Origin of the sequence: Pseudomonas sp. GM78 (genome assembly GCF_000282475.1) — a bacterium.
Taxonomy (GTDB): Bacteria; Pseudomonadota; Gammaproteobacteria; order Pseudomonadales; family Pseudomonadaceae; genus Aquipseudomonas.
Genome location: NZ_AKJF01000121.1, coordinates 1 through 14,128, shown reverse-complemented (window position 1 = coordinate 14,128; position 14,128 = coordinate 1). Strand labels below are relative to the sequence as shown.

Below are 14,128 nucleotides of genomic sequence, written 5' to 3'. Positions count from 1 at the left end.
CAAAGCCTTTTGCTTACTTTTTGGCGTTTGTTTGAAAAAGGGACTCGCCGTAAGGGCGAAACCATAAGTGGCCGTTACCGCAGCAATGGATATGTACACACCATTACCGCACAAACAAAAATGCCCGGCAAAAAGCCGGGCATTCCAGACAAACTCCAGCGTTCAAAAAGTCAGTCGGTATAACTCAACCCCGAAGCCCTGCCCTCTTGAGCCCGTCCACGCGTAGCCAGGCAGTAATAGAGAGGACAAGTCACCACCAACCCCACCAGCCACGACAGGTCCGCACCCTCGACCAGGTTGGCATAAGGCCCCACATACAACGACGTATTGGCAAACGGCAGCTGCACAATGATCCCGATGAAATACGCGACGATCGCATGCAGGTTGAAGCGCCCATAGATCCCGCCATCCGCACGGAAGATCGAGGCAATGTCATAAGACCCACGCTTGATCACATAGAAGTCGATCAGGTTGATCGACGCCCATGGCACCAGCACCAGCAGCAATGCCAGGATCAGCCCGATGAACTGCGAGATGAAGTCCGCCGAAGCGCCCAGCGCCACCACACAGCAGCCCGCCAACACCACGCTCGACAGCACCACGCGCACCTTGATGCTCGGTGTCCACTGGCTGGCGAAGGTCTGGATCGAGGTGATGATCGACAGCACCGCGCCATACAGATTCAAGGCGTTGTGGCTGATGATGTTGAGCAGGAACAGCACCATCAGGATCGGCCCCAGCCAGCCGGTGGATTGCTTCACCGCGGCCATCGCTTCCGTACCTTCAGGGGTCGCCAGTACCGCCACCGCGCCGAAGGTGAAGGACAGGATCGTGCCCAGGGTTGCCCCCAGGTAGGTGGCCCAGAACGGTTTGGCTATGCCGATATCAGCTGGCAGGTAGCGCGAATAGTCCGACACGTAAGGCGAAAAGCTGATCTGCCAGATGATCCCCAGGGACACCGTGGCCAGCCACCCGGACAGGTTGAAACCACCGCGGGTGAAGAAGTCCGCCGGCAGGTCATGGGCGAAGATGTAGAGGAACCCGGCGAGCAAGGCGCTGCCCATGACCCAGGTGCCGATGCGGTTGAGGGAATGGATGAAGCGGTAACCGATCACGCCGATCGCCGTGGCGCTCAGGGCACCGATCAGGATGCTCGCCGGCACCGGCACCGAGGGTGCGATGCCGACAATCGACTTGCCCGCCAGCACGATGTTGGAGATGAAGAAGCCGACGTAGATCAGTGCGGCAAAAAACACGATCAGCAACGCGCCATAGCGGCCGAACTGGCCGCGGCTCTGGACCATTTGTGGAATGCCCATGCGCGGGCCCTGGGCCGACGCCAGGGCAATCACCAGCCCGCCGACCATGTGCCCGAGGGCAATCGCCAGCAGCCCCCACAACAAGTCGAGATGGAACACCTGGACCACCATGGCACCGGTGACGATGGGCAGCGGCGCAATGTTGGTGCTGAACCACAGGGTGAAAAGATCTCGGGCCTTCCCGTGGCGCTCTGCGAGTGGAACGTAATCGACCGTGTGATTCTCGATCAACGGGTCTTGCCGGGACATCTGGGACATATGCATGAACTCGAGTTTGTCTGTTCTTATCTTTGTATGAAGTCAAACCGGGGGGACTCTCTGGCCGCCCCTCAGATGCCCACCATATTATGGTATTCCAACATTTCCACAAGACTGATTCGGTCTTTGACAGCCCATCTGATCCGGCATCCTGCCGCAAACCTGCACCCACTGCCTAGCTGAAAGCCCCGTAAACACTGACTTACAGACCAAAGGCATACGTTTATCGGACGACCAAAAAAGCCCTTGCAAACGATGTATTACGGTATACCATCAGACCTACAAACTCATAAAAACCACGTTCCACTCCCGAGGACAGTCCAATGATCGATGCCGCCATCTACAAACAAGTCATGGGCTCGTTCCCGTCCGGCGTCTGCGTCATCACCACGCTCGATGACGACGGTCAGGTCGTCGGCCTGACCGCCAGCGCCTTCAGCTCGCTGTCGATGGACCCGGCCCTGGTGCTGTTCTGCCCCAACTACAGCTCGGACTCCTACCCGGTCCTGATCAGGAACAAGCGCTTTGCCATTCACGTCTTGTCCGGCGGCCAGCAGAGCGAAGCCTATGCCTTTGCACGCAAGGGCAAGGACAAGGCGCAAGGCATCGAGTGGACGTTGAGCGAACTGGGCAACCCGATCCTGGCCAACGCCACGGCGGTCATCGAATGCGAACTGTGGCGCGAATATGAAGGGGGCGACCACGCGATCATGGTCGGCGCGGTGAAGAACCTGATCGTGCCCCAGCACAATGCCGGTCCACTGGTGTATTGCCACGGCAAGATGGGCGCCCTGCCCGTTCTGGCCTGACACCTGTCGGCAATCGAAAAACTTTGCAGCTTTTTTGTATTATGGTATACCAATAATCAACAGCCCCGCAGTCGACGGGTCGACCACAAGAGATTCGAGGTAGCGTCATGAAATTTTCCCTGTTCGTACACATGGAACGTTGGGACGAAAGCGTCAGCCACCGCCAGCTGTTCGAGGACCTGACCGAACTGACGCTGATGGCCGAAGCCGGTGGTTTCAGCACCGTATGGATCGGTGAACACCACGCCATGGAATACACCATTTCGCCAAGCCCGATGCCGTTGCTGGCGTACCTCGCCGGCAAGACCACCACCATTCACCTCGGTGCCGGCACCATCATCGCGCCGTTCTGGCACCCCATCCGGGTCGCCGGTGAATGCGCGCTGCTTGATGTCATCAGCAACGGTCGCATGGAAGTCGGCCTGGCCCGTGGCGCCTATCAGGTTGAATTCGACCGCATGGCCGGCGGCATGCCAGCCTCCTCCGGCGGCCAGGCCTTGCGGGAAATGGTTCCGGTGGTTCGCGCCCTGTGGCAAGGCGACTACGCCCATGACGGCGACATCTGGAAATTCCCGACCTCCACCAGCGTGCCCAAGCCGATCCAGAAGCCGAACCCGCCGATGTGGATCGCGGCCCGAGACCCGGACTCGCACAACTTCGCCGTCGCCAACGGCTGCAACGTGATGGTCACGCCGCTGATGAAAGGCGACGAAGAGGTCCTCGACCTGAAGAACAAATTCCAGGTCGCCCTGGACAACAACCCGGACGTGCCACGCCCGCAATTGATGGTGCTGCGTCATACCCACGTGCACGCGGTCGACAATCCCGAAGGCTGGAAAGTCGGGGCCAAGGCAATCGCCAGGTTCTACCGCACCTTCGATGCCTGGTTCGGCAACAAGGAAACTCCGGTCAACGGCTTCCTGGCACCAAGCCCGGAAGAGAAGTTCGCCGGTCGTCCCGAGTTCGAACTGGAGAGCCTGCACAAGACCGCCATGATCGGCACCCCGGAAGAAATCATCCCGCGCATCAAGTACTATCAGGAACTGGGTGTCGACGAGTTCAGCTTCTGGTGCGACAACAGCCTGCCGCATGCCGAGAAGAAAAAGTCCCTGGAGTTGTTTATCAAGCACGTGGTGCCGGCGTTCCGCTGAGCCCACCTCCCCCCTGTGGGAGCGAGCCTGCTCGCGAAGCGATCTGACAGTCGACATTTATGTTGGATGTGAAACCCTCTTCGCGAGCAGGCTCGCTCCCACAAGGATTGATGTCTGATGTGTAGGTCGATTCCCATGTTCAATGGTCGTCTCCAATCACTCTCCCCTCCCTCCGGCGCCGAGCAGGTTTACCTGCGCGGCGAATGGACCGCTTCGCATATCCATTTCAAGCGCCTGCGCGCCAGTGTTTCCGCCAAGCAGAACGGTTTCTGGCAACCCGTTTACTGAGCCTGCCCGAATAGAAAGTCACGCACGTCATATCGCTTCATAGCGCGGTATGCGCTGTGCATTGTGCTTCGGCTCATGATCAGGTTTGCCCCATGAACAATAACAACGCTCTGTTGATCATCGACATGCAACAGGAGGACGGTTTCGTCCTCGAACACTTCGACAAGGTGGTGGCCAACACCGCCGCACTGCTCGACACCGCCCGCCAGCAGCGGGTCCCGATCCTCTATACCCGCCATATCAATCAAGCCGATGGCAGCGACCTGCCACGCGGCGAACCCCGCGCCTGCGACGGCGGCCCGAGCGGCTACCGCGCCGGCACCCGTCAGGTGGAGATCATCGACAGCCTGGCGCCGCGGCCCGATGAAGCCATTGTCGACAAAGGGCGCTACAGCGCCTTCCACCGTACCGATCTGGATGCCCGGCTCAAGGCACTGGACGTCCGCACACTGATCATCTGCGGCGTGCTCACCGATGTCTGCGTGCTGACCACGGTGTTCGATGCCTTTGCCCTGGGTTACCACATTCGCCTGGTCAGCGATGCCTGCACCACGACCACCCAGGCCGGTCACTACTCGGCGCTGTTGATCATGGCCAACTGGGTCTACTCCCTGGAAATCCTCACCAGCGGCGAATGCCGGCGCGCCCTGCAAAACCTTGACTACCTGAGCCTCAACCCCGAACACCCGGACCTGTTCGCACACCAGCCCCATGAGCTGCCCGGCACCATCGCCCGGCTGCACACCCACCTCGTGCGGACTCAGGAGTAATCGCCATGCAAGTCGAAAAAAGAAGCATCGATTTCATCCCTGAAGCCGAGCGTCATGGCCGGCCGGGGTCGCTGTTTTTCATCTGGTTCGGCGCCAACATGAACATCACCACCATCGCCTCCGGGGTGCTGCCGGTGGTGATGGGGCTCAACCTGTTCTGGAGCGCCCTGGCAATCATCGTCGGCTCGTTGCTGGGCGCGATTTTCATGGCCTCCCATTCCGCCCAGGGGCCGAAGCTGGGCATCCCGCAGATGATCCAGAGCCGTGCGCAGTTCGGCGTACTCGGGGCGGTGTTACCGCTGTTGTTCGTGATGCTGATCTACCTGGGGTTCTTCGTCAGCAACACCCTGCTGGCCGCCCAGGCGCTGGAGTCGGTGAGCCCGTTGCCGGCCAGCGGCAACATCTACCTGATCGGCGCCTTGTGCTTCGTGGTGGCGCTGTATGGCTACCGGTTGATTCACCGCTTGCAGAAGCTGCTGTCGATCCTTTCGCTGCTGATATTCGCCGCCGCCACGCTGCTGGCCTTGCAATTGCCGATCCCGGCCGAGCAATGGCTGTCGACGGGCTTCTCGCTGTCGAAATTCCTGGTGGCGGTGAGCATTGCCGTGACCTGGCAGCTGTCCTATGCGCCCTACGTTGCCGACTATTCGCGCTACCTGCCAAGCCGCACGAGCGCCGCACAAGTGTTCTGGTACAGCTACGCCGGCACGGTCAGCGGTGGCGCATGGATGATGATTCTCGGGGCGATCCTGAGCGTCGGCATCGGCGACTTTTCCAGTAACGTCGGCGGCCATGTCGCCGGGCTGTTCGGCAGCGGCGCGGTCCTGCTGTTCGCCTTCATCGTCTATGGCCAGGTGTCGATCAACGTGTTCAACCTGTACGGGGCGTTCATGTCGACCATCACGGTGATAGAGCCTTTCGCTCGATTGAAGGTGACGCCACGGGTACGCGGCCTGTTCATGCTGGTGATCAGCGTGACAGCGACCGGCCTGTGCACCATCAACCAGGACGATTTCATCACCTTCTTCCTCAACTTCATTTTCTTCATGAGCTACTTCCTGATCCCCTGGACGGCGATCAATCTGGTGGACTTCTACTGCCTGCGCAAAGGTGAATACCGGATCGATGACATCTTCGACCTCGACGGGATATATGGGCGGGTCAACTGGATCGCCTGCGGCAGTTTCGTGCTGGCGATTGCCCTGGAGATTCCATTCATGAACACCACGCTCTATGTCGGTCCGGTCGCCACCGCGCTCGAGGGTGTCGACCTGGCCTGGCTGGTTGGTTTGCTGGTGCCGGCCTTGAGTTACTACTGGCTGATGAAACTCGGCAAGCGGGTCGAGCGAGTCGGCGAACTGTCCTGATCCATCCCTGAAGACCCAAGCGTCGGGCGCAATGCCCGGCGTTTCTGCTGCCAGGTTCAGGCTGGCTGCGCTATGCCACACGGATCGCGGGTGTGCGGGTGGTATAAGGTTGTCAGCAACTGGTAGCCTGAGCGTCCTGGCCCGCAGGTCCCTGATCGATCATCGGGGCGCAACGGCGCCTCGATGTTCGCTCCAGCTCCCCACTCCATCCAGACAACGGTGACTATTTTGCTCAACGCCACACCCGCACCGGCCCGCGATATCGACGGCAAAACCATTTCGGCCCAGGTTCTCGACGAGGTTCGACATGAGGTTGAGGTCCTGGCCCGACAACAGATCTACCCCGTCCTGGCCGTGCTGCTTGTGGGTGAAGACCCGGCTAGCGAGGTGTATGTGCGCAACAAGCTGCTGCGCGCCAAGGAGGTCGGCATCCGTTCACTGGAGTACCGCCTGGCGCAAAGTGCCAGCCAGAACGAGGTGCTGGAACTGATCGCGCGACTGAACGCCGACGTCACGGTGAACGGGATCCTGGTGCAATTGCCATTGCCGGACCACATCGATGAAGCCGCGGTGATCCATGCCATTGACCCGATCAAGGACGTGGACGGTTTTCATCGGGAAAACGTCGGCGGGCTGGTCCAAGGCATGGAAGTACTGACACCCTGCACCCCCAGCGGCTGCATGCGCCTGCTGCACGAAACCTGCGGTGACTTGAGTGGCTTGCACGCGGTCGTCATCGGCCGTTCGAACATTGTCGGAAAACCCATGGCGACGCTGTTGTTGCAGGCCAACTGCTCGGTCAGCGTGGTGCATTCGCGCAGCGTCGATGCCCCGGCATTGTGCAGGTTGGCGGACATCGTGGTGGCAGCGGTGGGTCGCCCACAGCTGATCGATGCCAGCTGGCTCAAGCCTGGAGCGGTGGTGATTGATGTGGGGATCAATCGCATTACCAGCGCGTCGGGCGATAGACTGGTCGGCGATGTCGATTACGCCAGTGCACGCACCGTCGCCAGCGCAATCACGCCGGTGCCCGGTGGTGTCGGGCCGATGACCATTGCTTATCTGCTGAAAAACACCCTGATTGCCAGCCAGTTGCAGCGTGCGACCTGGACTCGCCAACCAATGCAACTGTAGGAACGAGCCTGCTCGCTCCTACAGGTAGAGCCGAGTCGATCAGTGGTTGTAGGCACGCTCATTGTGCTCGGCCAGATCCAGGCCCATCTCCTCCACCGACTCATCGGCACGCAGGCCAACCACCACATTCACCACTTTGAGAATGATCCAGCTGATGACGAAGCAGTACACCGTCGTCAGCGCTACACCCTTGATCTGCGCCAGCACCTGGCTCCCCATGCTCACGCCTTCCACCAGCCCACCCAGGGACGGCACGCAAAACACACCGGTCAACACCGCGCCGATCATCCCGCCGATGCCGTGAAGGCCGAACACATCCAGGCTGTCGTCATAACCGAAGCGGCGCTTGAGCACCGTAACGCTCAAGTAGCAGAACACCCCGCACAACAAGCCGATGGCCAAGGCACCGCCCACGCCCACATAGGCGCACGCCGGCGTAATCCCCACCAGCCCTGCCAGGGCACCGCTGGCCAGGCCCAGCGCACTTGGCTTGCCGACCTTGAACCACTCGGTGAACATCCAGCCAAGAATCCCGGCGCACGCACCCAGTTGAGTGTTGAGCATGACGATGCCGGACGTGCCGCTAAGGCCGCCGCCGGAACCAATGTTGAAACCGAACCAGCCGACCCAGAGCATGGCTGCACCGACCATGGTCAGGCTCAGGTTGTGCGCCGGCATCGGCGTATTTTCATAGCCCTTGCGCTTGCCCAGGATCAGGCAGGCGGCCAGCGCGGCAACACCGGCATTGATGTGCACGGCGGTGCCGCCGGCAAAATCGAGGACGCCCCAGTTATGCATCAAGGCCCCCGCACCACCCCAGACCATGTGCGCCACCGGGGCGTACACCAGGGTGAACCACAGCGCCATGAACAGCAGCGCCGCCGAGAACTTCATGCGCTCGGCGAAGGCACCGGCGATCAGCGCCGGGGTGATGATGGCGAAAGTCATCTGGAAGGTCACGAACACCCCTTCCGGAATCTCGCCGACCAGGCTTTCCGGCGTCATCCCGGCCAGGAAGGCGCGGCTCATGCCGCCGACAAAACTGTTGAAGGTCACCTCGCCCTCGACCATGCCCGTGGTGTCGACCACCATGCTGTAGCCATAGATCACCCACAGCACGCCCACCAATCCGGCGATGCCGAAACACTGGGTGAACAACGACAACATGTTTTTCGCCCGCACCAGGCCACCATAAAACAGCGCAAGGCCCGGCAGGCACATGAACAACACCAGCACCGCCGCCATGACCATCCAGGCCGTGCTGCCGGTGTTCAATGTGGGTGCGTCGGCTGCCTGCGCCAAGGGCACCAGCGCACCGCTCGCCAGTAAGCCAACAAGGGATTTGCCGAGAAGACGATTGACCATGTTCAAAGCTCCTGCAATGGAAATCGGAAGTGTCGGGGGCAGTGAGCAAGTGTTGCTACATGAGCCTCTTGGCGGGCCTCAATCTGATCGTTCCCACGCTCTGCGTGGGAATGCAGCCCGTGACGCTCTGCGTCACAGAAGCGGAAAGCGGAGCGTCCCTGGAGGCATTCCCACGCAGAGCGTGGGAACGATCCACAGAGGCCACTGCGTCCGACAGGTGTCAGTAACCGGAACCCGGAATCCAGCTGGTTCCCGCCAGCGGCACCCGTGCCATGGCTGCCGACTCCACCGTCAATGCCACCAGATCCTCCGGATCCAGGTTGTGCAGGTGCGACTTGCCGCACGCCCGGGCCATGGTCTGTGCTTCCAGCACCAACACCCGCAGGTAGTTGGCCAGGCGGCGACCGCCTTCCACCGGGTCCAGGCGCTTGGACAGCTCCGGGTCCTGGGTGGTGATCCCGGCCGGGTCACGGCCGTTCTGCCAGTCGTCATAAAAGCCTGCGGCTGAACCAATCTTGTGCAGTTCTTCATCCAGGCGCGGGTGGTTGTCGCCCAGCGCAATCAGGGCCGCCGTGCCAATGGCCACCGCGTCCGCGCCCAGCGCCATGGCCTTGGCCACGTCGGCACCGTTGCGAATCCCCCCCGAAACGATCAGTTGAACCTTGCGATGCATGCCCATCTCTTGCAAAGCCTGTACCGCTTGCGGGATGGCCGGCAAAATCGGAATCCCCACGTGTTCGATAAACACTTCCTGGGTCGCCGCCGTCCCCCCTTGCATACCATCGAGCACGATCACGTCGGCCCCGGCCTTCACCGCCAACTTGACGTCGTAGTAAGGGCGGCTGGCGCCGATCTTCACGTAGATCGGCTTTTCCCAATCGGTGATTTCGCGGATCTCGGCGATCTTGATCGCCAGGTCATCCGGGCCGGTCCAGTCCGGGTGCCGGCAGGCGCTGCGCTGGTCGACACCGATCGGCAGCGTGCGCATGCCAGCGACTCGCTCGGTGACTTTCATGCCCAGCAACATGCCGCCGCCACCGGGTTTGGCGCCCTGCCCCAGGACGATTTCGATGGCGTCGGCTTTGCGCAGGTCATCCGGGTTCATGCCGTAGCGCGATGGCAGGTACTGATAGACCAGATGCTGCGACTGCCCACGCTCTTCCGGGGTCATGCCGCCGTCACCGGTGGTGGTGCTGGTACCGGCGATGGTAGCGCCGCGGCCCAGGGCTTCCTTGGCATTGGCCGACAGCGCACCGAAACTCATGCCAGCGATGGTCACCGGAATCTTCAGGTGGATCGGCTTCTTGGCGGAGCGGTTGCCGAGGATCACGTCGGTGCCGCACTTTTCCCGATAGCCTTCCAGCGGGTAGCGCGACACGCTGGCGCCAAGCAGCAGCAAGTCATCGAAGTGCGGGACCTTGCGCTTGGTGCCACCGCCGCGAATGTCATAGATGCCGGTTTCGGCGGCGCGCTGGATTTCCTGGATGGTCAGGCGGTCGAAAGTCGCGGACTCGCGCAGCACCGGAGGGTTCTTCTCACTCATAGCTATTCTCCTCGCGTGATCAATACGCGGACGCGTTATCGACTTTGAAGTTGTACAACTGACGGGCCGAGCCGTAGCGCTTGAAATCAGCCGCCTTGTGCTCGAAACCGGCGCGATTGAGCAGCACTTGCAGTTCCTCCAGGTGTTCGGCGCGCATCTCTTTCTCGATGCAGTCCGACCCCAGCGACGCGACGCTGCCCTTCACGTAAATGTGCGTTTCGTACAGCGAATCGCCCAGCGCATCACCGGCATCGCCGCAGACGACCAAACGCCCGGCCTGGCCCATGAAGCAGCTCATGTGGCCAATGCTGCCGCCGACCACGATGTCGATGCCTTTCATGGAAATCCCGCAACGGGCCCCGGCATCCCCTTCAATCACCAGCAACCCGCCATGGGCGGTGGCGCCGGCGGCCTGGGACGCACTGCCCTTGATCCGCACGTAACCTGACATCATGTTTTCCGCGACACCCACACCAGCGTTACCGTGCACGGTGATGCTGGCTTTCTGGTTCATGCCCGCGCAGTAGTAACCGGCGTGGCCCTGGATATCGATGGACACGGCCTGGTTCACCCCGACGGCGAGGTTGTGCTTGCCGTTGGAGTGGGTCACCACCCATTCGCGGTCTTCCAGGTTGTGCACCTGGTCATGCAGCGCCTGATTGAGCTCGCGCACAGTGGCAGTGGAAAGATCGATGGTTTTCATGTGTGCGCTCCTTAAGCTGACTCGCGTTCCCAGATGTACAAGGTGGCCGGTGCCGGCTCCCAGATCCTGGCGTTTTCAATGCCCGGCAGGCTCGACAGCGCCTGGTATTCGGAGGCCATGGCGACGTAGTCGTCGGTCTCGGCGAGGATCGCCGGCTTGCAGGCGATCGGGTCGCGGATCACTGCAAAGCCGTTGCGCGTGCCGATGGCGAAGGTAAAGAAACCGTCGAGGTCCTCCAGCGCATGGTCCAGCGCATCCTTGAGCGAGTCGCCCTGCTGCAGGCGCCAGGTCAGGTACCCGGCAGCCACTTCGGTGTCGTTGTCGGTTTCGAACTGGATGCCTTCGCGCTTGAGTTCCTGGCGCAGGCGGAAGTGGTTGGACAGTGAGCCGTTGTGCACCAGGCACAGGTCGGCACCGGTGGAAAACGGGTGGCTGCCTTCCATGGTCACCGCGCTTTCGGTGGCCATGCGGGTGTGGCCGATGATGTGGCTGCCCTGCATGCCGGCCAGGCCGAAGCGTTGGGAAATCTCCTGGGGCAAGCCCATGCCCTTGAGGATCTCGATGCTCTGCCCGGCGCTCATGATGCGTACGCCCGGCGCCAGTTCGGCGAGGGCCAGGCGTACCGGCGCCTCCTGCGCGTGGATCTTCAATACGGCGGCGCTGGCGTTCTGGAACCAATCCAGCGAGCAGCCCAGGCGACCCTCAAGTTCACCCATCAGGGCTGTCCATTCGAAGCTTTCGGTGGTTGCCTGCAGGGTCAGCTTGACCCAGCCATCGGCCACTTCATCGCCATAGATGGCAAAGCCGGCGCTGTCCGGGCCACGGTCGGTCATGGCCTGCAACATCGGTTCGAACAGTTGGCCCAGCCGGGATTCCAGCTGCGGGTTTTTCAGGTAAAGACCTACGATTCCACACATAAGAGCAGTCCTCACTTCGTTCGGGAGCTGCAAGCTTCAAGCTGCAAGCAGTCCGCATGGATAGAAATATTTGTGACATGCCGCCAATCCGCTTTTACTTGCGGCTTGACGCTTGCAGCTTGTAGCTGCCGCCCAGCAGCCTCAGAAAAATTCGGTATAGCGCGCGACCTCCCAGTCACTCACATGGCGGCTGTACTCCACCCACTCCATGCGCTTGAGCTTGATGAACTCGGCCACGATCTGCGGGCCCAGCACTTCGGCGAACAGCGGGTCGGCCTCCAGCGCGTCGCAGGCTTCCTTGAGCGATTGCGGCAGGGTCTTGATGCCGCGCGCGGCGATCTGCGCAAGCGTCAGGCTGTAGAGGTTTTCGTTGCAGACGTGGTCGATTTCCAGCTGGCGGTCGATGCCGTCGAGGCCCGCTGCGATGATCGCGGCGCTGACCAGATAGGGATTGCAGCCGGCGTCCGGCAGGCGGAATTCGAGGCGGCCGTAAGGCACCCGGACCATCGCCGAACGGTTGTTGGCACCGAAGGCGATAAACGCCGGCGCCCAGGTCGCGCCGGACAACGAGTTGCCCACCACCAGGCGCTTGTAGGAGTTGACCGTGGGCGCGGCGAAGGCACAGAGCGCCGGGCCATGGGCAAGCAAACCGGCGGCGAAGTGGTAGGCCATTTTCGACAGGCCCATGCCGCTGGGGTCGCTGGCGTCATGGAACAGATTCCTGTTCTCGGCACTGCTGATCGACAGGTGAAAGTGCATGCCGTTGCCGGCGCGTTTCGGGTCGGGCTTGGGCATGAACGAACAGATCATGCCCAGGTCATTGGCGATCTCGCCGGCGGCCATGCGAAAGAAGGTGAAGCGGTCCGCCGAGGTCATGGCATCGCTGTAGGTGTAGTTGATCTCGAACTGGCCGTTGGCGTCCTCATGATCGATTTGATAGACCTCGAAATCCACCGCCTGCAAGGCTTCGGTCAAGCGTTCAAGGAACACCCGTGAGCGCGACAGGCCCTTGTAGTCGTAGCAAGGCTTGTCCAGGTTGTCGCTGAGGTCGACCAGTTGCAACTTGCCCTGCTCGTCGCGACGCATCAGGTTGAATTCCGGCTCCAGACCGGTATTGAGGGTCCAGCCCTTGTCCTCCAGGCGCCGGACCTGCTGCTGCAATACATAACGGCTGTCATAGGGATGCGGTTTGCCATCGACATGACCGACGCACACCACCCGGCCATACCCCGGCTGCCAGGGCACGGGCGTCAGCGTGGCCAGGTCGCCGCGGGCCATGAAGTCCGGACCGTGGGGCTCCATGCCCATGCCACTGATCGCGAATCCGGCAAAACCGGCGCCCTCTTCGGCCACCGTCTTGAGCCCACAGATCGGCACCGATTTGGTCTTGGCCGCACCATGGATATCGACAAACTGCGCAAGCACGTACTTGATCCCGTGCTTGTCGATGATGCGCTGGGTTTCTGCTGGCAACATTGCTCGTCACTCCTCGCGAAAGGCAAATCAGTTGTGGGTTGGCCCTGACTTTCTTTTTATTCCTGAAAAGAAAGTTTGTTTCCCAATAGGAATGCAAGGCCCTTGCCAGCTTCGCGAGTGACGCGTGAAAAACACCTGTGGTGCTGTTTATATGGGAAAAATCTTTTCCCCATGGGAATATTGCCCGATGGACACGCGCCTGACGCCGCGACTTGCACTTTCTCAGTGCGAAACTAATATTACTGAACGGAAAGTGTGCAGGATCCGATGACTATGCCGACCGAAACCGCCCCGCGCCTCAAGCTTGAGCAATACCTGGGTTTGCAGATCAAGCGCCAACGCCAGGCCCAGGACCTGAAACTGGCTGATGTGGCCAAGATCGCCGATATCAGCCAGGGCATGTTGAGCAAGATCGAAAACGCCCAAGTCTCCACCAGCCTCGACACCCTCAGCCGCCTGTGTGACGTGCTGGGCCTGCCGCTGTCGAAATTGTTCAGTGAGTACGACCAGCAGGACGGCAGCGCACTACTGGTCAAGGCCGACCAAGGCATGGAGGTGGTGCGCCGGGGAACAGAGAAAGGCCATACCTACCATTTGCTCAATCACACCCGCGGGCCGAAGAAGAGCTTCGAGGCCTACATGGTGAGCATGGATGACGCCAGCGAAGAGTTCCCGACCTTCTCCCACCCCGGTACCGAGTTTTTGCATTTGCTTGAAGGCGAGCTGATTTACCGGCATGGCAACCAGCTGTATCGCATGGAGGCTGGCGACAGCCTGACCTTCGAAGGGGAAATACCCCATGGGCCCGAGGAGTTGGTGCAGGTACCGATCCGGTTGTTGTCGATCATGAATTACGGTAGCGATAAGGAATGATTTAGGTCACCTCCAAAATCAGACCGATCAACCGCCTCGCTTTGGTTGTTGCTTCGGCTTTTGCTTCGGCTTTTGCTTTTGCTTTTGCTTTTGCTTTTGCTTTTGCTTTTGCTTTTGCTTTTGCTTTTGATCCACCCGCCCCTTCGGGAGGCTGA

The 14,128-nt window shown here is 60.8% G+C and carries 14 protein-coding genes; 8 read left to right on the top strand and 6 right to left on the bottom strand.

Features of this window, described 5'->3' with window-relative positions; translation table 11 throughout:
- Positions 1–183 (top strand): hypothetical protein (locus PMI35_RS35400; protein WP_238543187.1); only part of this gene is annotated, 183 nt, incomplete at its 5' end.
- Here PMI35_RS35400 and PMI35_RS12385 read toward each other — a convergent pair.
- The gene (locus PMI35_RS12385) at positions 171–1,577 is read right to left on the bottom strand and encodes a purine-cytosine permease family protein (protein ID WP_008061463.1); all 1,407 of its coding nucleotides are present in this window, start codon (positions 1,575–1,577) and stop codon (positions 171–173) included. The two genes, PMI35_RS35400 and PMI35_RS12385, sit on opposite strands and share 13 nt — an antisense overlap.
- A 323-nt stretch (positions 1,578–1,900) precedes the next feature.
- Between PMI35_RS12385 and PMI35_RS12390 the strand changes: the two genes are divergently transcribed.
- The 6 genes from PMI35_RS12390 to PMI35_RS12410 all read left to right on the top strand — a co-directional run bounded on the left by PMI35_RS12390 (position 1,901) and on the right by PMI35_RS12410 (position 7,096).
- Positions 1,901–2,386 carry a flavin reductase family protein gene (locus tag PMI35_RS12390; protein WP_008061453.1) on the top strand — a complete coding sequence of 162 codons (486 nt, stop codon included), beginning with the start codon at positions 1,901–1,903 and terminating at the stop codon, positions 2,384–2,386.
- A gap of 107 nt (positions 2,387–2,493) precedes the next feature.
- A complete protein-coding gene (locus PMI35_RS12395) occupies positions 2,494–3,537 on the top strand; it encodes an LLM class flavin-dependent oxidoreductase (RefSeq protein ID WP_008061452.1) in 1,044 nt (347 codons plus the stop codon).
- 135 nt (positions 3,538–3,672) lie between these two features.
- The gene (locus PMI35_RS34975; protein WP_162831848.1) at positions 3,673–3,825 is read left to right on the top strand and encodes a hypothetical protein; all 153 of its coding nucleotides are present in this window, start codon (positions 3,673–3,675) and stop codon (positions 3,823–3,825) included.
- Positions 3,826–3,917: 92 nt separating this feature from the next.
- A complete protein-coding gene (locus tag PMI35_RS12400; protein WP_008061449.1) occupies positions 3,918–4,595 on the top strand; it encodes an isochorismatase family cysteine hydrolase in 678 nt (225 codons plus the stop codon).
- Positions 4,596–4,600: 5 nt separating this feature from the next.
- Entirely contained in the window at positions 4,601–5,962 is a 1,362-nt protein-coding gene (locus PMI35_RS12405) for a purine-cytosine permease family protein (protein ID WP_008061448.1), read from the top strand.
- A 183-nt stretch (positions 5,963–6,145) separates the two neighbouring features.
- Positions 6,146–7,096, top strand: coding sequence for a bifunctional 5,10-methylenetetrahydrofolate dehydrogenase/5,10-methenyltetrahydrofolate cyclohydrolase (locus PMI35_RS12410; protein WP_008061446.1), 951 nt, complete (start codon positions 6,146–6,148; stop codon positions 7,094–7,096).
- 39 nt (positions 7,097–7,135) lie between these two features.
- Here the strand turns inward: PMI35_RS12410 and PMI35_RS12415 are convergent, their stop codons facing one another.
- The 5 genes from PMI35_RS12415 to glnT form a co-directional block, all read right to left on the bottom strand.
- Positions 7,136–8,461, bottom strand: a complete 1,326-nt coding sequence (locus PMI35_RS12415; protein ID WP_008061444.1) for an ammonium transporter — start codon at positions 8,459–8,461, stop codon at positions 7,136–7,138.
- A 220-nt stretch (positions 8,462–8,681) separates the two neighbouring features.
- Positions 8,682–10,004, bottom strand: coding sequence for an FMN-binding glutamate synthase family protein (locus PMI35_RS12420; RefSeq protein WP_008061443.1), 1,323 nt, complete (start codon positions 10,002–10,004; stop codon positions 8,682–8,684).
- Between the two features lie 19 nt (positions 10,005–10,023).
- Complete coding sequence (locus PMI35_RS12425) at positions 10,024–10,707, bottom strand: protein glxC (protein WP_008061442.1); 684 nt, start codon at positions 10,705–10,707, stop codon at positions 10,024–10,026.
- Between the two features lie 11 nt (positions 10,708–10,718).
- A complete protein-coding gene (locus PMI35_RS12430; RefSeq protein WP_008061441.1) occupies positions 10,719–11,624 on the bottom strand; it encodes a class II glutamine amidotransferase in 906 nt (301 codons plus the stop codon).
- Between the two features lie 141 nt (positions 11,625–11,765).
- The gene (gene glnT / locus PMI35_RS12435; RefSeq protein WP_008061440.1) at positions 11,766–13,100 is read right to left on the bottom strand and encodes a type III glutamate--ammonia ligase; all 1,335 of its coding nucleotides are present in this window, start codon (positions 13,098–13,100) and stop codon (positions 11,766–11,768) included.
- Positions 13,101–13,367: 267 nt separating this feature from the next.
- On the opposite strand from glnT, the gene PMI35_RS12440 reads away from it, so the two are divergent.
- Positions 13,368–13,973 carry a helix-turn-helix domain-containing protein gene (locus tag PMI35_RS12440; RefSeq protein ID WP_032831756.1) on the top strand — a complete coding sequence of 202 codons (606 nt, stop codon included), beginning with the start codon at positions 13,368–13,370 and terminating at the stop codon, positions 13,971–13,973.
- Positions 13,974–14,128 lie beyond the last annotated feature (155 nt).

What these genes read in the sequence shown, in the direction of transcription:
- PMI35_RS34975 (WP_162831848.1), top strand. Translation starts at nt 3,673, where the DNA reads ATGTTCAATGGTCGTCTCCAATCACTCTCCCCTCCCTCCGGCGCCGAG.
- PMI35_RS12390 (WP_008061453.1), top strand. Translation starts at nt 1,901, where the DNA reads ATGATCGATGCCGCCATCTACAAACAAGTCATGGGCTCGTTCCCGTCC.
- PMI35_RS12430 (WP_008061441.1), bottom strand. Translation starts at nt 11,624, where the DNA reads ATGTGTGGAATCGTAGGTCTTTACCTGAAAAACCCGCAGCTGGAATCC.
- PMI35_RS12395 (WP_008061452.1), top strand. Translation starts at nt 2,494, where the DNA reads ATGAAATTTTCCCTGTTCGTACACATGGAACGTTGGGACGAAAGCGTC.
- PMI35_RS12385 (WP_008061463.1), bottom strand. Translation starts at nt 1,577, where the DNA reads ATGTCCCAGATGTCCCGGCAAGACCCGTTGATCGAGAATCACACGGTC.
- glnT (WP_008061440.1), bottom strand. Translation starts at nt 13,100, where the DNA reads ATGTTGCCAGCAGAAACCCAGCGCATCATCGACAAGCACGGGATCAAG.
- PMI35_RS12410 (WP_008061446.1), top strand. Translation starts at nt 6,146, where the DNA reads ATGTTCGCTCCAGCTCCCCACTCCATCCAGACAACGGTGACTATTTTG.
- PMI35_RS12400 (WP_008061449.1), top strand. Translation starts at nt 3,918, where the DNA reads ATGAACAATAACAACGCTCTGTTGATCATCGACATGCAACAGGAGGAC.
- PMI35_RS12420 (WP_008061443.1), bottom strand. Translation starts at nt 10,004, where the DNA reads ATGAGTGAGAAGAACCCTCCGGTGCTGCGCGAGTCCGCGACTTTCGAC.
- PMI35_RS12440 (WP_032831756.1), top strand. Translation starts at nt 13,368, where the DNA reads ATGACTATGCCGACCGAAACCGCCCCGCGCCTCAAGCTTGAGCAATAC.
- PMI35_RS12405 (WP_008061448.1), top strand. Translation starts at nt 4,601, where the DNA reads ATGCAAGTCGAAAAAAGAAGCATCGATTTCATCCCTGAAGCCGAGCGT.
- PMI35_RS12425 (WP_008061442.1), bottom strand. Translation starts at nt 10,707, where the DNA reads ATGAAAACCATCGATCTTTCCACTGCCACTGTGCGCGAGCTCAATCAG.
- PMI35_RS12415 (WP_008061444.1), bottom strand. Translation starts at nt 8,461, where the DNA reads ATGGTCAATCGTCTTCTCGGCAAATCCCTTGTTGGCTTACTGGCGAGC.